Origin of the sequence: Paenibacillus sp. 37 (genome assembly GCF_008386395.1) — a bacterium.
Classification (GTDB): domain Bacteria; phylum Bacillota; class Bacilli; order Paenibacillales; family Paenibacillaceae; genus Paenibacillus; species Paenibacillus amylolyticus_B.
On sequence record NZ_CP043761.1, the window covers coordinates 5,463,423 to 5,482,816 of the forward strand.

14 protein-coding genes and 1 riboswitch are annotated in these 19,394 nt (G+C 47.3%); of the genes, 5 read left to right on the forward strand and 9 right to left on the reverse strand.

Going from position 1 to position 19,394, the window contains the following annotated elements; translation table 11 throughout:
* The first annotated feature begins 516 nt into the window (after positions 1-516).
* Positions 517-2,529 (forward strand): endonuclease MutS2, encoded by a 2,013-nt coding sequence (locus tag F0220_RS23370; protein ID WP_105601786.1) that lies wholly within the window; start codon positions 517-519, stop codon positions 2,527-2,529.
* 139 nt (positions 2,530-2,668) lie between these two features.
* Complete coding sequence (locus F0220_RS23375) at positions 2,669-2,920, forward strand: cysteine-rich CWC family protein (RefSeq protein WP_105601787.1); 252 nt, start codon at positions 2,669-2,671, stop codon at positions 2,918-2,920.
* Between the two features lie 60 nt (positions 2,921-2,980).
* On the opposite strand, the gene F0220_RS23380 is transcribed toward F0220_RS23375, so the two are convergent.
* From F0220_RS23380 to gcvH, 5 genes are all read right to left on the reverse strand, one after another.
* A complete protein-coding gene (locus F0220_RS23380; RefSeq protein ID WP_105601789.1) occupies positions 2,981-4,126 on the reverse strand; it encodes a mannitol-1-phosphate 5-dehydrogenase in 1,146 nt (381 codons plus the stop codon).
* On the reverse strand, positions 4,123-4,557 hold the full coding sequence (locus F0220_RS23385; RefSeq protein ID WP_017686856.1) for a PTS mannitol transporter subunit IIA: 435 nt from the start codon (positions 4,555-4,557) through the stop codon (positions 4,123-4,125). The genes F0220_RS23380 and F0220_RS23385 overlap by 4 nt, the downstream gene beginning before the upstream one ends.
* Positions 4,554-6,656, reverse strand: coding sequence for a BglG family transcription antiterminator (locus F0220_RS23390; protein WP_105601790.1), 2,103 nt, complete (start codon positions 6,654-6,656; stop codon positions 4,554-4,556). The genes F0220_RS23385 and F0220_RS23390 overlap by 4 nt, the downstream gene beginning before the upstream one ends.
* Positions 6,657-6,694: 38 nt before the next feature.
* Entirely contained in the window at positions 6,695-8,149 is a 1,455-nt protein-coding gene (locus F0220_RS23395) for a PTS mannitol transporter subunit IIBC (protein ID WP_091020396.1), read from the reverse strand.
* 419 nt (positions 8,150-8,568) lie between these two features.
* The gene (gene gcvH / locus F0220_RS23400) at positions 8,569-8,961 is read right to left on the reverse strand and encodes a glycine cleavage system protein GcvH (RefSeq protein WP_047844042.1); all 393 of its coding nucleotides are present in this window, start codon (positions 8,959-8,961) and stop codon (positions 8,569-8,571) included.
* 344 nt (positions 8,962-9,305) lie between these two features.
* Positions 9,306-9,428: riboswitch (glycine riboswitch) on the forward strand.
* 320 nt (positions 9,429-9,748) lie between these two features.
* Between gcvH and gcvT the strand changes: the two genes are divergently transcribed.
* The 3 genes from gcvT to gcvPB all read left to right on the forward strand — a co-directional run bounded on the left by gcvT (position 9,749) and on the right by gcvPB (position 13,811).
* Positions 9,749-10,885, forward strand: a complete 1,137-nt coding sequence (gene gcvT / locus F0220_RS23405) for a glycine cleavage system aminomethyltransferase GcvT (RefSeq protein ID WP_105601792.1) — start codon at positions 9,749-9,751, stop codon at positions 10,883-10,885.
* Positions 10,882-12,237 (forward strand): aminomethyl-transferring glycine dehydrogenase subunit GcvPA, encoded by a 1,356-nt coding sequence (gene gcvPA / locus F0220_RS23410; protein ID WP_105601793.1) that lies wholly within the window; start codon positions 10,882-10,884, stop codon positions 12,235-12,237. The genes gcvT and gcvPA overlap by 4 nt, the downstream gene beginning before the upstream one ends.
* Before the next feature lie 134 nt (positions 12,238-12,371).
* Complete coding sequence (gene gcvPB / locus F0220_RS23415; protein ID WP_105601851.1) at positions 12,372-13,811, forward strand: aminomethyl-transferring glycine dehydrogenase subunit GcvPB; 1,440 nt, start codon at positions 12,372-12,374, stop codon at positions 13,809-13,811.
* Between the two features lie 237 nt (positions 13,812-14,048).
* On the opposite strand, the gene ptsP is transcribed toward gcvPB, so the two are convergent.
* From ptsP to glcT, 4 genes are all read right to left on the reverse strand, one after another.
* Positions 14,049-15,761 carry a phosphoenolpyruvate--protein phosphotransferase gene (ptsP, locus tag F0220_RS23420; protein ID WP_047844045.1) on the reverse strand — a complete coding sequence of 571 codons (1,713 nt, stop codon included), beginning with the start codon at positions 15,759-15,761 and terminating at the stop codon, positions 14,049-14,051.
* The gene (locus F0220_RS23425) at positions 15,754-16,029 is read right to left on the reverse strand and encodes an HPr family phosphocarrier protein (RefSeq protein ID WP_036617010.1); all 276 of its coding nucleotides are present in this window, start codon (positions 16,027-16,029) and stop codon (positions 15,754-15,756) included. Before F0220_RS23425 ends, ptsP begins: the two co-directional genes overlap by 8 nt.
* A gap of 77 nt (positions 16,030-16,106) precedes the next feature.
* A complete protein-coding gene (gene ptsG, locus F0220_RS23430) occupies positions 16,107-18,158 on the reverse strand; it encodes a glucose-specific PTS transporter subunit IIBC (RefSeq protein ID WP_105601795.1) in 2,052 nt (683 codons plus the stop codon).
* A gap of 286 nt (positions 18,159-18,444) precedes the next feature.
* Positions 18,445-19,299: a glucose PTS transporter transcription antiterminator GlcT gene (gene glcT / locus F0220_RS23435; RefSeq protein ID WP_105601796.1), complete on the reverse strand. Its 855-nt coding sequence runs from the start codon at positions 19,297-19,299 to the stop codon at positions 18,445-18,447.
* Positions 19,300-19,394 lie beyond the last annotated feature (95 nt).

Below are 19,394 nucleotides of genomic sequence, written 5' to 3' on the forward strand. Positions count from 1 at the left end.
CTTTATACGTATGTTTATTAAATTAAATCGCTTTCATTGGATTATTTTACTATTGTTATTTTAAAACCCATTCTTATTCAAGTCCACTCATTTATTCTAAAGGTTGACTTCAAACCAATTTCCAGTTTATATTGGTTGCATATTCCTCAATCAAAGGAGAGATTTTTAATGTCGGTGAATGTTCTTAACTAACCAAGTTTCATATTCAGGAGTTTGGCCTTTCATTGCGTTTGTGCCCATATGGCATACGTGTATTTCATGATGCGCCAGATCCCTGTACTTAGTTAAGAACAGCGGATATCATAAATCGCCTCCGGGATTGTCATTGTCCGGGTCTATTTTTTCCGCGCTGAGTTCAGCGCGGATTTTTTATTATAGACCTGTAGTGGACTTTGCTTTCCCATATGTTTAGGGCGGAGAATGACGTTTGTTCATTCTCCGCCCTTTTTGCGTTTTCCAGGAATATGTTTCGCGTGCCAACTGCAATCCCAATTCAAATTCAAGGAGAGATTACGCATGAATGAGAACGCATTAAACAGTCTGGGTTATCCACAAATTCAAAAAAACGTTGCAGACTGCGCCCTGTCTTATCTCGGCAAACGTTATGCCAGAGAAATGAAACCGATGGTAGATGCTCACCTGATCCAGATTCGCCTGGAAGAAACAGCAGAAGCGGCTGCGTTGATTCGCTTCGGGGCCAGCATCCCCCTCCCGTCACTCGACGGAATGGAAACGATTATGGATCTGCTTGGCACCGGTTATCTATTCAGTGAACGTGACTTCAGTCATCTCGCTCAGTTCCTGCGGAGCTGTGCACAACTTATGAAATACATGGAGGGCAAATCCGGGGCCGCTCCCACCGTTAGTCGCTACGCTGCATCCATGATTCTGATCGAACCTTTACTGAGTGAGATCGAGCGCTGCATCCATAGTGGACGCATTCAGGATCAAGCAAGCAAAGAACTGATTCGAATCCGCAAAAAAATGACGGTGAATGGAGAACGCATGAAACGAAAGCTTGATTCTCTGGTGAGCAAACATCGCTCGATTATGCAGGAGCATGTCATCAGCCAACGCGGAGGAAGAACCGTTCTGCCCATTAAGAAAGAGTTCCGTAAACAGGTGAAAGGCAGTGTGCTGGATGAATCCGGCAGTGGGCAAACCGTATATATCGAACCTGTTGAGTTAGTAAGTTTACAGATGGAATTGGCGGCTCTACAAGCGGAGGAATCCAGAGAGGAGATGAGGATTCTCGGTGATTTAACCTCTCTGGCCGAAACGTATAACCGTGAAATCGCCCTGAACACCGAAACGGTAGGTGTATTAGACTTCCTGTTTGCCAAAGCCAAATATGCGGCCACCATGGACGGACGCAACGTTCGAGTCAATACTAAGGGCCATATCAGTCTTCAACGTGCACGTCATCCGTTCATGGGTTCTTCCATGGTTCCCCTTGATTTTGCAATCGGCAGAACGTACTCGTCGCTCATTATTACTGGCCCGAATACCGGGGGGAAAACGGTAGCACTCAAAACACTTGGTTTACTAACCCTGATGATGCAATCCGGTTTGCTTATTCCGGTAGAGGAAGGTGGCGAGATGGCTGTTTATACCGAGGTAGCGGTTGATATTGGTGACGGGCAGAGTTTGGAACAGGCGCTCAGTACATTCTCAGCACATATTCGCAATATGATTGGCATACTGGAACAGGCCAATACATCAACTCTGGTGCTCATTGATGAGATGGCTTCCGGCACAGATCCCGGTGAAGGTGTCGGACTGTCCATCGCCATGCTGGAGGAGCTGCACAGCCGCGGAGCAACCGTTGTGGCGACAACGCATTTTGGTGAAATCAAACATTTTGCAGCTGCCACGCCAGGATTCGAAAATGCTCGTATGGAATTTGACACTGTTTCTCTCCAGCCGCTGTATCGATTGCGTATCGGAGAAGCTGGTGAGAGCTATGCTTATTCCATCGCATTAAAGCTGGGCATGCCACAGCGAATTATCGAGCGATCCAAGTCCCTGTCGGATCAAAGTATTTCGAGAGATCGTACATTGGTATTCACGTCACCTCCTTTGGAAACTCCGCCCCTGACGCCTGAGCGTTCCGCTAAGGAAGCAGACGACCCGACAGAGTTATCCAAGCAGAATCAGTTGAATCAGACGAAGCAATCCAAAGATTCAATCGGTCTCCACAAAAAGACAACAACCAGAGAGTCGAATTCTGCTGCTCCTGCCAAAACGTTTCGCAAAGGGGATCGGGTATATGCGGCCTATCTCAATCAGTCGGGTATCGTATGTGATGTGGAGGATAGCCGTGGAAATATCGGGGTCATGCTACGAGGACGCAAAGTCAAAATCCATAAGAAACGCCTGACCCTGCATATATCTGCCAATGAGCTTTATCCGGGTGACGATTATGACTTGGACATTGTGCTGGAAACAAAGGAAAATCGAAAGAAACGTAAGTTGATGGGACGCAAACATGTGGAAGGCCTACAGATCGAATTACCGCCTGAAGAATAGCCGATGGGAGAAACAGATGTGGTGAACTGGAAGTCATATATACAAAGTGAAATCCATAATCACCTGCACATTTCTGTTATACTGGGACCAGTATGTTTAACTTCAGCTCGTAGTTATTCCACAGGGAGGGAAGAACTGTATGTCTGCAGAACAAGACGATCAAAAGCACATCCATATCGATGTTCTTGTCTGCCCATTATGCGGGGAAGCTAATCGCTGTTCCTATGCCGCAGGACATCCTCATTCGGAATGCTGGTGTAATCGGGCTACTTTCCCCGAGGGTGTGTTTGACCGCATTCCGCCAGAGCAGCGCCGAAAATCATGCATATGTCAACGCTGTTTGCATGAATATGCCGATAAACGTCAATCAAAAGAAGAGCCACACAGTTAACAACTGTATGGCTCTTCTTCATTATGCCTCATCTATACTGTTAGCTGGCTACTACTGCTCTTACATTTGGTTATACTGAGCAACAACCTGCTCAAGCACCGGATGATGCTCATCCATGGATGTATAATGGTGGAGCGCAGCTGTAATTCCCTTCTGGCGAATCATGTCCTGAAGCTCAACTGCTTCCGGATCATCGGAGACATCGAACTTGCAGGCTGCTGCCATACCCATAGCCAGATAAGTCGTATCAGTTCCATCCGCATATGCCTGAAGGGCCGGGCGAACCAGACGATCATTCGGAGACAACTTACGCAGCGGGGAACGACCAACACGAGTAACCTCATCGGTAAGATACGGGTTGACAAACCGTCCCAATATTTTGACAATATACTGCTCATGCTCGTCAGGATTAAATCCAAAGCGCTTCACCAGAACTTTTCCAGTTTCCTGCAAAGCACCGTAGACAATCGATTTCACCTTCTCGTCGGCAATAGCCTTCTGAATCGTGTCAAACCCGTGCACATTACCGATATATGCTGCAACGCAGTGTCCTGTATTAACCGTGAACAGCTTCCGTTCAATATACGGCTCCAGATCATCGACATATACAATGCCCTCAACCGGTTTGAATGCAGGAGCCATCTGGGAACGATCCACCACCCACTCGTAAAAAGGCTCCACCTGTACATGCAACGGGTCTTCATGATGCTGAATAGGCACAATCCGGTCTACGGCCGAGTCTGGAAAATAGACATACTGATCTGCAAGGGAACGTACTTCTTTATTGAGCAGAGCATACACATGCTCTTTCAATTGTGTACTGGCTCCAATGGCGTTCTCGCAAGCGATAATGTGAAGCGGGTTTTGAGCAGGACCGGAATTCAGTCTTTTCTCAAGTCCCTTTGCAATCCCTGGTGCAATATGTTTCAGCACACCCACACCCACTGCGGTTGTAATCAGATCAGTTTCCACAACGGTTTGGGCAACCGTCTCCAGTTGGGTTCCATCGATTGCATTTACGCCTGTGACGGTCTCCTGATCCTTGCTCTCGTTAGCCAGTTCCACCGTATATTGCCCCCGTTGCTGAAGAGCGGTTACCAAGGTCTGATTCACGTCGGAGAAAACCACCTCATACCCTGCGCGGGACAGAATCAAGCCGATAAATCCGCGTCCAATGTTACCTGCGCCAAAGTGTAGGGCCTTCATAGCTCCATTTCACTTTCCAGAATAGCGATTACTTCTTCGGCTGTTTTCGCCAGACGCAGGGCCTCCATATTCTCATCCTCAGCACAGATCACCGCGATGCTAGTCAAGATTTCCATATGCTCCCCGCCTTGAGCCGCGATACCTATGACCATATAAGCCTTTTCTTCGCCAAAATCAACACCCTGTGGATACTGAATGACAGAGATACCTGTGGATAAAATGAAAGCTTTGGATTCCTTCGTACCGTGCGGGATCGCAAGTCCGTTCCCTACATAGGTCGATACAATCTCTTCTCGTTCAATCATCTTCTCAATGTAATCAGCGGTAATATGTCCCGCATCCTTCAGAATCTGCCCTGCCATACGAATCGCTTCGTATTTGTCCTGAGCCGTCGCATTCATGATGACTTTATCTGTTGTTAACATACTCATAATGGTTGACCTCCAATTTCGGTTTTACTGCGATAAAATCCAACAAGTTCCTGAGACAGGTAATGAATGAGTTCATCCCTGATTCCCTTTTCCAGCAATGTAATCATTTCTTCCTGTAATAACAGTGCGCTGATCTCACTGAGAACCTCCAGGCTTTCCTTGGATAATTCTCTGGGACCGAGCATCAAAAGAACATGGGTAACTCCTGCCGGATCATCCGGCGTACGAAGAAGTGGTTCAGTGAGCTGAAACAAGCTAATGGACGGCCTGTAAATTCCCTCACTTCGTGTATGAAACAGAGCAAGTCTTGTACCGGGAATTTTCTGGCTCCCCACTGCTTCACGTGCCTCCAGCCGTTTTGTGATCTCCTCTGGCTCCTTCAGCACACCAGTTCCATGGAGTACGTTGCACATCGCATACACCGTTTTATAGAACCCGATATCCTGATTATCCAGCGGGTACACCTGAAACTTGCCAATAATTCGGACGATTTCAACTAAAATAGCTTCCATTCCATCAGGGTCCGAGTAACGACTTGTTGTCTGAACCTCTGCTTCACGGGGCTTATTATGCTGTCGTTGTAATGTTGTTGTTCGGATAAAATGACGCAGACGTTCGCTCTCTTCTGCCGTAAGCAGTGGACTCACTTTGTAATACTGATGCTCATCCATCGGCAGATCGACCGTCGATAACACCAGATCATATTGATCTGTAGGTATCCGGGCAGCTTCATACCAGGACACGCTATCCATGATTCGAATCTCGGGAATCTCCTTGGACAATCGGCTGGATAGCATGCGTGATGATCCAATTCCGCTTGTACACACGATGATCGCCCTGATCTCCCGTTTCAATGTACGCAACCTCTCGATGGAAGCCCCAAAGTGCATGACCAGGAAACCAATTTCCTCATCCGGAACGTCTGTGCCTGGCCAAGCTTGCCCCACAGATTTTTTGACATCTTCAAAAAGTGAATCATAATCCTTCCGGATCTGCTGCAGTAGCGGATTACGAATCATCTGGTGCCCTTCAATACGCTCCATGACAGGTTGCATATGAGCAAGCAGACCTTCACGAAGCAAACGATCCTCATGAAAGGCGTAATGCGTTCTCCCCTGCATCTGATCAATCAGTGAATGCACCCTGTCCAGTAAAATTAAGTCGTCTATTGGCAACAGCCGCGAAGAGTGAATCCGCTGCTCTGTCTCAACTAATAGTCTGTGAAAATAAGCTTGCTCCTCTTGGGAGAATGTCAGCCCCAGTTGAGTGGATAACACACTACACAAGCGTGAAGCCATATAAGGCGGAACCTTCATCTCATCCTGCGCTGCAACTGCATCTCCCGTGTTCTCTCGTAGAGACATACCACCAATACCAAAACCTTTACGAATACGGACAACCGCTACGGATAATTGAATCAGCAGCTTCATGTATTGACGTTCCGGGATGTTCTCCAGCCATTCAATATCTGGTTGCCATAACGCATTTTCGATCGTAAGCACATCACCGTGTCCAATCATATCCAGCAATTTTTGGTTTACGATGGAGCCACCTTGTTCAGGTTGTCTTCCGAACAGGTCGGATTCATCCAGAAATTCCAGAGCAAGTGCAGCTATGGCTGTGCGATGAATCGTCTCACTCCCGTTAATCTTGACGCCATATCCACGTCTGCGAACCAGTTTTAGTCCCGCCTGACGAATTCGTGACTCCAGATCGTCCAAATCCGTGGTTACGGTGGATACGGTCACTTTCAGATCCGAAGCCAGAGCGAGTAACTTTACAGGCTCCGCTTCATCAAGCAGGATGCAAAGCATGAAGAGCTTACGCTCTTCCGGCGTAAACTCTACATATTCTTTACCCTCTAGTTGCTGGCGCAATACAGCCAGATCATCGGAACTGGCATCAATTCGGATTCCGGTTCCCGATTTTTTTTCCAGCCTCATGCCCAAAGGTTCAAGCCATTGTTCAATCATTTGCAGCTCCCGGTGAACCGTTCGGGTACTGACCTTTACTTCAACGGCGATTTCGCCGGCTGTTACTTCATGTGGATGCTCCAGCAGAAACTCCACGATTTCACGTTGTCTTTTGGTAATACTCATATCTCAGCCTCCGGCTCAGGGAAAACAAATGCGTACAATTACTTTAGACGTTCAACGAGCGCATCGTATTCCGGGCTTTTTAGGAAGTTGTCGATGGATATATGTTCTGCGTTCGGCGCAACGGAGCGGGCACGATCGGTTAATATTTGTTGTGTGATGACCACATCTGCATCTGGCGGGATATCACTGATGGCCGTATTGGTCACCGTAACGTCAATCCCCTCTGCCTTCATCTTCTTGCGAAGAATGGAAGCGCCCATGGCACTCGAGCCCATACCTGCATCACAGGAGAAAACAATCTTCTTCACATCTGTTTTCACTGGAGAAGAAGCCATATCTGCGGCTCTGTCTGCTTCACGTCGATTAGCCGTAATGCCAGCGTTTGGCACGGTTCCTTGACTCTTCATGTCTTTCATCCGACTGGATGCGGACTCCAAATCTTCGTCCTTTTGTTTACCCGTTTTCAGCAACACCGCTGCAACCAGGAAAGATACGACGGCTGCTACAAGCACCCCTGCGAGCATCGGCAGGTATCCACCTTTTGGTGTTAAGAGGAAATACGCGATAATACTACCCGGTGATGGTGCCGAAACAAGTCCCGCTCCGGTGAGCATGAATGTTAATGTACCTGCGACGCCACCCGCGATTGCGGCAAGAATCAAAATGGGTCTCATCAGAATGTAAGGGAAGTAGATCTCATGAATTCCCCCGAAGAAATGAATGATAACGGCACCTGGTGCAGAAGATTTGGCCATTCCGCGTCCGAAGAAACAGTAAGCAAGCAAGATACCAAGTCCCGGACCCGGGTTCGATTCAAGCATGTATAATACGGATTGCCCTAATTCTCTCGCTTGATCTGTTGCAATCGGTGTCAGAATTCCGTGGTTGATCGCATTGTTCAGGAACAATACTTTACCTGGTTCAATGATTAGGTTGACCAGTGGTAACAAGCCCAGATTCATTAAGCCTTGTACCCCGGCAGACAATACTTTGCTAATTGCTTCTACAGCAGGCCCGATGCCCAGTAGCGCAAAAATCCCCAAGATCCCGCCAATAATACCGGCTGAAAAGTTGTTAACCAGCATTTCAAATCCGGCTCTAATTTTACCTTCAATGGATTTATCGAACTTTTTGATGATCCATGCTGCCAGTGGTCCGGCAATCATGGCACCGAGGAACATCGGGATATCACTACCCACGATGACCCCAATGGTCATAATGGCACCCACGACACCACCACGCTGACCATGCACCATCGTACCCCCGGTGTAACCGATTAACAGTGGCAGCAAATATTTGATCATCGGATCAACTAGCTGCGCAAGCGTCTCGTTAGGGAACCAGCCTGTTGGAATGAACAGAGCCGTAATTAATCCCCAGGCGATGAACGCTCCCATATTCGGCATGACCATACCACTCAGGAATCGGCCAAAACGCTGAACACCAACCCGTAGCCCACCTTTGGAATTGGACGATTGGTCCAAATTACTCATTGTATTATCCTCCTTGGATCAAGTGATTATGATTTATGAAAGGGGTATCATTTCTCCCCTGCTGTAATCCTAAGCGAGAATGCTCTCCTGTTCAATGAAATGAAAGCGTACTTTCGTCATGAACAATGATGACAACATTAGGTTATGTAATCGTTTTAATCGATGCATAATGGCCGAATCCATTGGTACGCAAGGCTTTTCTTGCCTATGACTTTTATCATTTCCAGAATCATTTTCTAACCTATAGCTTGGTCCAATCAGGTGATTTACATCCACAATCTGCTTCAATCCACATTCAAAACTATTCCTGGAAAGCACAAAAAACCTGTGCAAGCATCCGGCTCACACAGGTCGAAACAATATGAAGCTCATTTCATTTGGTTATAAAATATATGTTAATAAGTACAAGTTCGTTGCTCCTATTCTTCCGTATGTTTACGATACGCGTCTGCATTCATCAATGTAGACAATGCTGCTGTCAGATCTCCCTCAACACGAATCTCAATCATCCAGCCTTCCTCGTAAGGAGAGCTGTTCACAAGTTCAGGTGAGTCCTGCAACGAATCATTGACTGCAATAATAGAACCTGTGACGGGAGAGAACAAGTCCGAAACTGTTTTGACCGATTCTATTGTTCCAATACTGTCCTCTGCTTTTACATTGGTTTCAAGGTCAGGCAATTCCACAAACACAATGTCACCCAGCTGATGCTGCGCGAACTCGGTAATGCCAATACGTACAGTATCCTCCCCTACGGTTTGCACCCATTCGTGCTCTTCACTGTACAGGAAATCACTTTTCAATTCGCTCATCGATATCCGCCTCGCTTTTCATTAAATGAGTGCATGCGTTCTTTGACCTTAACCCTTTTCCCAGAACATAGCGTATGATATTTATGAATCAAATGTCAAGATACCTCACAATTTATTTGCTGAACACCTCTAAATCCTGTAACCGGATTACACTCTTTCTTCATATACTGGTGAATATTAGAATAGTAAGCGCAGTCTTTTTAAATACACGAACAATAACACTTAAAATATATTAAATATTCGGTTTTTATTCATTATCAATGATATCGTTCTTGACATCGGTAGTGGATTCACGTTTTAATGAGAGGAGTAAATGTGTTTATTGGACTATGTTATACTCGCGGATGAATGTAAAGGGAGAGATTACCCGTGACACCCGATTCGGGATGTACATGAGGTAACGCCGAAGGAGTAAACCACCGATAAGCGGGGGTGAATCTCTCAGGCAAAAGGACTTTTACGGGACGCAACTCTGGAGAGCATCTATTCGCCCTGTGCGGGCGTTATGATCACCCAAGGGGAAACCTGCTGCACAACGCAGCGGGGTAACTCTCAGGTACAAGGGACAGAGCCTTAGAATACAGCGTGCTACTTGGCATGCCGATTCTTTGGCCTGTCCTTTTCCTTTTTCCCAAAAAACGAAAAACAGGATGTAGAACGGCGCTGCCCTAGCTGCTTACCATACTTATGTGATGAAAATATCTAGCTGAAAAATTTAAAAATACCCTGCTTCATTGATCCACGATTATATTTCCGGCCGGTTGACGGTCCATGACGAGGTGATTTGATGTCCGATTTGCTTAGAACACCACTCTTCCCACTATATCAGCAATACGAAGGCGTACGGTGCATTGATTTTGGAGGCTGGGAGCTTCCGGTGCAATTTAGCGGAATTCAGAAAGAACATGAAGCGGTGCGTGAGCGTGCTGGACTATTCGATGTATCCCATATGGGCGAATTCACAGTACAGGGTGAGCAGGCTGAAGTTTTTTTGCAACAAATGACGACCAATGATGTGACCACGCTGGTTCCCGGTCAAGCCCAGTACACCCTGATGTGTTATCCAGATGGCGGTGTGGTGGACGATCTGCTCGTGTATAAGCTGGAAGATCAGCATTATATGCTCGTGGTTAACGCCTCCAATATCAACAAGGATTGGGCGTGGCTGCAAGAGCACTTGATCCCTGGCGTAAACATGACCAACGATTCGGAGCAGACGGCGCTGCTCGCCTTGCAAGGTCCACTGGCTGTAGACATTATCGGAAAAGTTACAGATACAGATGTCTCCACGATTGAACCGTTTCGTTTTGTGCAGGATGCCGAAGTCTGTGGAGTAAAATTGCTGTTGTCCCGTACCGGTTATACCGGTGAAGATGGCTTTGAACTATATATTCCAGCAGATCAGGCCGCTACCGTCTGGAACGGATTAATGCAAGCCGGTGAAGGTCACGGACTGGTGCCAACCGGACTTGGTGCCCGGGATACATTGCGCTTTGAAGCCAAGCTGCCTCTGTATGGACAGGAATTATCTGCAACGATCTCTCCGCTAGAAGCTGGCGTTGGTATGTTTGTGAAACTAAATGCCGGACCTTTTATCGGACACGAAGCCTTGTTACAGCAAAAAAATGACGGGCCTGCCCGCAAACTGGTCGGCATCGAAGTGCTGGAGCGCGGTATTCCTCGCCCCCACTATCCGATTTACGCCGAAGGCGTACAGATCGGTGAAGTGACAACAGGCACGCAATCACCTACATTGAAGCGTAATCTGGGGCTTGCCCTCATCGACAGCAAATACGCTGCGCTGGGAACTCCGCTTGAGATTGAGATCCGAGGGAAGAAACTAAAAGCCGAGGTCGTGAAGACCCCTTTTCATAAACGGACACGTACGTCTAAGACACCTACTCAAGGAGCTGATCAAGCATGAGCAAGCACCGTTACATTCCCATGACTGAACAAGATCAGAGCGCCATGCTCGCAACCATCGGTGTGGATACGCTGGAGAAACTGTTCCAGGACATTCCTCAGGAGATTCGTTATCAGGGCGAGCTGCCCGTATCATCCAAACTCGATGAGTATGCGCTGACACGGCACATGTCCAAACAAGCTGGTGCCAACGCCAATTTCGAAACACACGCCAGCTTCCTCGGCGCAGGCATATACGATCATCATGTTCCTTCCGTCATCAATCATGTCATTTCCCGTTCCGAGTTCTACACTGCTTACACACCTTATCAGCCTGAGATCAGCCAAGGTGAACTACAGGCCATTTTCGAATTTCAATCCTACATCTGTGAATTAACCGGTATGGCTGTAGCCAATGCCAGTATGTATGACGGTGCAACCGCCTTTGCTGAAGCAGGTAATCTGACCGCAGCGGCAACTCGTCGCAAACAACTCATCGTATCCCGTACCGTTCATCCGGAAGCCCGCCAGGTATTGCAGGCATATGCGCACGGACTCCGTCTGGAGATTGTCGAGATTGGTTATAAGGATGGCGTCACGGACTGGGATGCCTTGCAAGCCGCCATATCGGACGATACCGCTGCTGTCATGATCCAGAGTCCGAACTTCTTTGGTGCCGTGGAAAATGTGAAGCAGGCTGCCGACCTCGTGCATGCGCACAAGGGCCTACTCGTTGTAAGTGCTAACCCGCTATCGCTGGGTCTGCTGGAAGCCCCAGGCAAGCTGGGTGCCGACATCGTTGTTGGTGATGCGCAGCCCCTCGGCATCGCCGCTTCACTCGGCGGCCCAACATGCGGATATTTCGCCGTATCCCAGCCTCATATGCGCCGAATTCCTGGCCGAATTGTAGGCCAGACCAAGGATCGCAACGGAAAACGTGGATTTGTACTCACACTGCAAGCACGTGAACAGCATATCCGCCGCGAAAAGGCGACATCCAACATCTGTTCCAACCAGGCTTTGCTTGCACTCAGCGCATCTGTGTATATGTCCATCATGGGGAAACAAGGCATGATCGATGTCGCGGATCTGAATCTGCAAAAGAGTCATTACACCCTGAATACATTAACTGCGATTCCTGGAGTTAGCCTTACTTTTAATGCACCCACATTTAATGAGTTTGTTATTAAACTTCCTGAAGGAACCGATGTGGATGCTCTTCAACTGAAACTGCTGGATGCAGGCTTCATTGGTGGTTACGAACTCGGACGTGATTATCCGGAGCTTGCCGGACATATGCTGATTGCTGTTACCGAACGACGCAGTAAGGAAGAGATTGACGAATTCGCACGAGCATTGGAGGGATCGCTGTGACTCAGGAAACGACGACAACGACAACACCGGCACAAGGACAATCGGAAACAGGCACCTCTTTCTCTACTTCGTCTAAACCTGAGACGGATACAACATTCAGTGCACAGACCCTATCTCCTGCTCCGGAACAATCATTGATTTTTGAACTCAGTAGCCCTGGACGTGTCGCTTATTCCTTGCCAGAATGTGACGTTCCTCGTCAGGCTGCCGATACGTTGATTCCCCGGGAAATGCTCCGTTCGGAAGCAGCGGCACTACCGGAAGTGTTCGAGGTAGATGTTATCAGGCACTATACTGCGTTGTCCCGCCGTAACTTCGGCGTAGATAACGGATTCTATCCACTGGGCTCCTGTACGATGAAATACAATCCAAAGATTAATGAGGACGTGGCCCGTTACAATGGATTCGCCAAAATCCATCCGTACCAGCATGAATCCAGCATTCAAGGTGCACTTGAACTGTTGTATACGTTGCAAAACGACCTTGCAGGTCTGACAGGTATGGACGCTGTGACCCTGCAACCAGCAGCTGGTGCTCATGGAGAATGGACTGGACTCATGATGATTCGTGCCTACCACGAAGGTCGTGGCGAACAACGTACCAAAGTCATCGTGCCCGATTCTTCGCATGGTACCAACCCAGCAAGTGCTACCGTTGCAGGATTTGAAACTGTGACGATTCCATCCCGCGCAGATGGACTGGTCGATCTGGACGCGCTCCGTGCAGCCGTCGGTTCGGATACGGCAGCATTGATGCTCACAAACCCAAATACACTTGGTTTGTTCGAGAAAGACATTCAGGAGATTGCATCCATCGTACACCAGGCTGGTGGCTTGTTGTATTACGATGGCGCGAACTCCAATGCCATTATGGGCATTACCCGTCCGGGTGATATGGGCTTTGACGTGGTGCATCTGAACTTGCACAAAACGATGAGTACACCTCATGGCGGTGGTGGACCTGGCGCCGGACCAGTCGGTGTGAAGAGTCGCCTGATCCCGTTCCTGCCTAAACCGATGGTGATCAAAAATGATGACGGTATGTATGCATTCGATCGTGAAGGCGATCAATCCATTGGCCGGGTGAAAGCCTACTACGGTAACTTCGGTATATTGGTACGTGCCTATGCCTACATTCGCACCTATGGACCGGAAGGATTGCGCCGTGTGTCTGAATGTGCGGTACTGAATGCCAACTATATGATGGCCCGCCTCGCACCATACTACGAGATTCCGTATCCGGGTGTATGCAAACATGAATTTGTCATGTCTGGTCGGGGTTTGAAGCAATATGGTGTGCGCACACTTGACGTTGCCAAACGATTGCTTGATTTTGGATATCATCCACCTACGGTGTACTTCCCGCTCAACGTTGAGGAATGCATCATGATCGAGCCGACGGAAACCGAAAGCAAAGAAACACTGGATGGGTTCATTGATACGATGATTCGGATTGCCAAAGAAGCGGAAGAGACACCAGAGTTGGTACTCAACGCACCTTACGGAACACCAGTCACTCGTCTTGATGAGACCACTGCCGCCCGCAAACCTGTACTCAACTGCGCATGCAGTTAAACACTAAGTGAATTTCTAATCCATGCTCTTGCTGATGTTAACTTACCCCAGCAAGAGCATTTTTTTGCCTAGACATTACAGGGTCTTTCTCCTCGTACTCCCCTCCTATACATTCGCGCAACAAAAAAAGCCGATATCCACAATGAATCGCGGATACCGGCAAAATTACTGCACGACTGCAGCTTTTTATCGGAAAAAGAAACCCTTAAAATCGGGTGGAAACCCCGTAAAATTACATTACGCTTGAATGCTTTGAACCAATTCAACGACTTGTTCAGCCGTTTGCATATCCAGAGCTTTAGCAGCCAGTTCCTGCATATCCGCACGGGACAGCTTGGTGATCTGACTACGAGCTGGCAGGATGGAGGTTGCGCTCATGCTGAACTCATCCAATCCAAGACCAAGCAGCAATGGAATTGCTGTTTCGTCTCCTGCCATCTCACCACACATGCCAACCCATTTGCCTTCACGATGCGCAGCATCGATAACCATTTTAACCAAACGCAAAATGGCTGGGTTGTAAGGCTGGTACAGATAAGCCACTCGTTCGTTCATACGGTCAGCAGCCATTGTGTATTGAATCAGATCGTTCGTTCCGATACTGAAGAAATCCACTTCTTTGGCAAACTGATCTGCCAGAACTGCAGTCGAAGGAATTTCGACCATGATTCCGAGTTGAATGCTGTCAGAAACAGCAATACCTTCAGCAACCAGCTTCTCTTTCTCTTCGAGCAAGACAGCTTTTGCTTCACGGAATTCACCAAGCGTTGCGATCATTGGGAACATGACACGCAGGTTTCCATGTACGCTTGCACGCAGCAATGCACGCAATTGTGTACGGAAGATATCCAGACGGTCCAGACACAGACGAACTGCGCGGAAGCCGAGGAATGGATTCATTTCTTTTGGCAGATCCAGGTATGGAAGCTCTTTGTCTCCACCGATGTCGAGTGTACGAACAACGACAGGTTTGCCTTCCATTTTTTCCAGTACCGCTTTGTAAGCATTATACTGAATGTCTTCGGATGGAAGCTTGTCTCTGCCCATGTAAAGGAACTCGGTACGGTACAGGCCTACAGCCTCGCCGCCGTTCTCCAGAACACCCGTTACATCATTGGGTGTACCGATGTTGGCTGCAAGTTCAACATGAACGTTATCCACCGTTACCGTTGGCTCATCACGAAGTTTTCTCCACTCTGCACGTTGTGCATCATACTGTTCCTGTTTGGCACGGTATTCAGCAATAACTTCATCAGTAGGGTTAACCAGTACGTGACCATCCAGACCGTCAACAATGATCATATCGCCTTGTTTCGCTTGAGCCAAAATGTCCTTGGTTCCAACGACAGCAGGAATTTCAAGAGAGCGAGCCATGATCGCTGAGTGAGAAGTACGTCCACCAATGTTAGTTGCGAAACCTTTAACAAATTGGCGGTTCAATTGAGCCGTGTCGGAAGGTGTTAGATCCTCCGCAAGCACGATCACTTCTTCATTGATCTCAGCTGGACTCATGAAGTCGATACCAAGCAAGTGATTTAGCACACGTTTGGTAACGTCACGCATATCTGCAGCACGTTCCTGCAGGTAAGCACTCTTCATGTTCTCAAACATGGAGATAAATTGCGATGCCGTTTCGTTCAAAGCAAATTCTGCATTGATCATGTCATCTGCAATTCTAGCTTTAACCGGATCAATCAATTCCGGGTCATTCAGAATGAGCAAATGCGAAGCAAAAATCTCAGCTTTTTTCTCGCCAAGCTCTTGTAAAGTGCGCTCTTTGATCGCCTCAAGCTCAGCCTGGGATTTACCCAGAGCTGAGTCGAGTTTCGCGATCTCTGCGTCAACGTCGTTGATTTGGCGTTTTTCTACAGAGTAATCAGGATGCTCCAAGATAAACGCCTTGGCGATAGCAATACCCGCCGAAGCCGCGATCCCGGAGACATTAAGCATTAATTTCGCCCAACCCTTCGTTAACCATAACGTCAGTCAAAGCTTGAAGAGCTTCAGCTTCGCCTTCGCCTTCAACGATGATGCTGATAGTGTCGCCTTGTTCCAATCCGAGGGAAAGAACACCCAGAATAGATTTCAACGTTACTTTTTTACCGTTAGCTTCTGCAAAGGATTCTGCACCTTTGAATTTGTTTGCTGTATTTACCAGGGCTGTCGCCGGACGTGCGTGGATACCATCTTCGTCTGTAATTCTGAATGTTTGTTGCATTACAATCATCTCACTTTCAGTAGTTTGGTTTAGGCATTGCATATATTTACACTTGCTTGCCATCGTCGTAACACTTCTTATTTTATCTCAATGATTGGCTGTTCGCCAACTTTCAGCACTCCACTCTTCTTCAGAGTTACCGTGGAGCCCTCTGGCAGGTTGGTGAAAATAACTGGTGAAATGATCGAAGGTGCGTTTGCTTTGACATACTCCAGATCCACTTCCATAATCGGCTGACCTGCCGATACCAGATCACCTTCCTGTACCAGTACGTTAAAGCCTTGACCTTTCAACTTCACCGTATTAACACCTATATGAACAAGCACTTCCTTGCCACCATCGGACATGATGCCCACGGCATGTTTGCTTGGAAATACATTAAACACTTTACCATACACAGGAGAAGTTATCGTACCATCATGTGGCAAAATTGCGAATCCATCACCTGTCATTTTCTCAGCAAAGACCGGATCAGGTACGTTTGTAATGTCCAGTAATTCACCATTAACTGGCATGACAATATCCTCAGCAACGATGCGCTCGCCTTGCTCACCTTGTGCCTTCTCCTCTTCAGGAGTTGGTTTGGCAGCTGCTGGCGTTGGTGCTGGTGTTCGTCCTGCAATAATATCCTGCATTTGAGATTTGATCGTGTCGGAACGTGTTCCGAAGATGGCTTGAACATTATTACCCACTTCAAGTACACCAGATGCACCCAATTGTTTCAAACGATCTTTTTTCACATTGGATTTCTCATTAACTTCAATCCGCAAACGAGTAATACAAGCGTCCAGATGTTTGATATTCTCTTTGCCACCAAAAGCTTCAAGAATGTTATGGGGCAGATCATCTGTTGAACCAGAGCCTCCGCCAGATTCGGTTTCAGGCGTTGCATCCTCTCGTCCAGGTGTTTTGAGATTGAATTTGCGAATGATAAACCGGAAACCGAAGTAATAGATCACCGCAAGAATCAATCCGACAATAATAACGTCCCACCAAGGTGTACGGTTCGGAATAATCCCGAAGATCAGGAAGTCAATGAACCCACCGGAGAAGGTCATACCGATCTTTACACCCAGAATCTGCATGGTCATGAAAGACAAACCTGCAAAGATACAGTGTACTGCAAACAAGATTGGTGCTACGAACAGGAACGAGAACTCAAGCGGCTCTGTAATCCCTGTCAGGAACGAGGTCAGCGCAGCTGAACCCATGATCCCTGCAACATACTTTTTGTGCTCCGGTCTTGCTTCATGGTACATCGCAAGTGCCGCTGCTGGCAAACCAAACATCATGAACGGGAATTTACCAACTTGGAATGTTCCTGCTGTTAGAGCAACGCCATCACGTAACTGGCTGAAGAAAATCTTCTGATCCCCACGAATAACATCTCCGGCTTTATTCACATACTCACCAAACTCAAACCAGAATGGGGAGTAGAAAATGTGATGCAAACCGAACGGAATCAATGACCGTTCCACAACTCCAAAGATGAACGCCGACAAGGTCGGACTTGTATCTACCATGAAGTGAGATACAGCATTCAGTCCATTTTGAATCGGAGGCCAGATAATCACAAGAAGCAATCCGATTACAAGGGATACTACCGATGTGATAATCGGTACAAATCGTTTACCTGCAAAGAAACCCAGGTAGGACGGCAGTTCGATTTTGAAAAATCGATTGTAACACAGCGCGGCGGCAATACCTATGATTATACCTCCGAACACGCCTGTACTTAATGTTGGGATACCCAAGATGCTGGCATAACCCGGTACTTCACCGATCATTGCCGGAGTAACACCTACCGCAGATCCTAATGTAACATTCATGACCAGGTAACCGATGATCGCTGCAAGACCTGCAACGCCTTCGCCACCAGCCAATCCGACAGCTACACCTACAGCGAACAGCAATGCCAGATTATCGAATACGATCTGACCTGCGTTCATCATAATTGTTGCGATCGAGTTCACCCAAGGGGTGTCGAGCGCCGTTACATATTGCAAGAAATCTGGATTAACCAACATGTTACCAATTCCGAGCAGCAAACCTGCCGCAGGTAGAATGGCTACAGGCAGCATGAGAGCTTTACCTACTCTTTGCAATACACCAAAAAGCTTTTTGAACATCGCGTCGTTTCTCCCTTTCGTCTAATTTATATGTTGTGATGCAAGCAAGGGAACACAAAAAAGGCATGAATTAATAAAGTAAACTGTGCCAACCTTGGGGTATAGCATACCCTGTACAAGGAAAGAACAATCACACTTTAATTAACTCATGCCTGATCGAGTCAGTAACACGTCGCTTATGTTTATTCAGTTGCTTGATTACGGAAACCATTGTAGCACCAGTTCTAATCTATTGCAAGCCTTTACACCAAAAAAATAAATTCCGCATTCCATCGCTGGAATGATCTCACTTATTCTCTTCTTCCTTCCGCTGATTCAGCCTTTGCAGATGAATGGTCAGATAACCTACCTCCGCAGGATAAACCGGCAGTTTCAGTCTTTTCTCCATTACTTTGGTCAGTTTCCATGCAAGCGAGTACATTTCGGGATACTCCAACTTAAGCAGGGAATCCAACTTATGGAGTTCTTCCACTTTGTCTCCACGGCGAACACGCTCAAGGGCGAAACGAAGATGAGTCAGCAAACGAGAGTAATCAAGCGATTCCGCTTCAAACGAATAATCGAGTTGATCAGACACCAGGTTCACCAAATCAGTGATCAATTGTGAATGCTCACGTACCTGGGATATATTTTGATTGGTCATTGCGCTATAGATATGGAGGGCAACAAAACCAATCTCGTCCATCCCCAGATCTACACCCATTTTCTCTTTGATCAGACGAACAGCGTATTCTCCCATTCGATATTCTTCAGGATAAATTTCGCGGGTTTCATATAAAAATGGATTTTGTATGATAATGCCCTGCTCCTTGCGTTTTAACGCGAAAGAAATGTGATCGGTTAATGCAATATGGATATGTTCATTCAGAGGAACGTCCGTACGCTCTGCAATATACGTAATAACTTCGTTAATGATCTCGATCAGTGCTTCATCCACCTGTGGAAGAAGCTGTTTGTACTGCTCTTGCTCCTGCTGGTTTTTCAAAATAAACATTTTCTCCACAGCCATCAATGGAATGTGATCACTCGGTTTTCGGTTAAAGCCAATGCCTTTACCAATAACAACGACTTCCCCGTGTTCTGGATGCTGTGCAATGATTACATTATTATTTAGCGCTTTATCTACATGCAGGCTGCTCATTGTTTGCACCTCTTTTTCACACCATCTTAGGTGTGATTAAGTCACACCCTGTTACGAACGAAAAGACACCCGGAGCGGGCAAACCGCGCCGGACG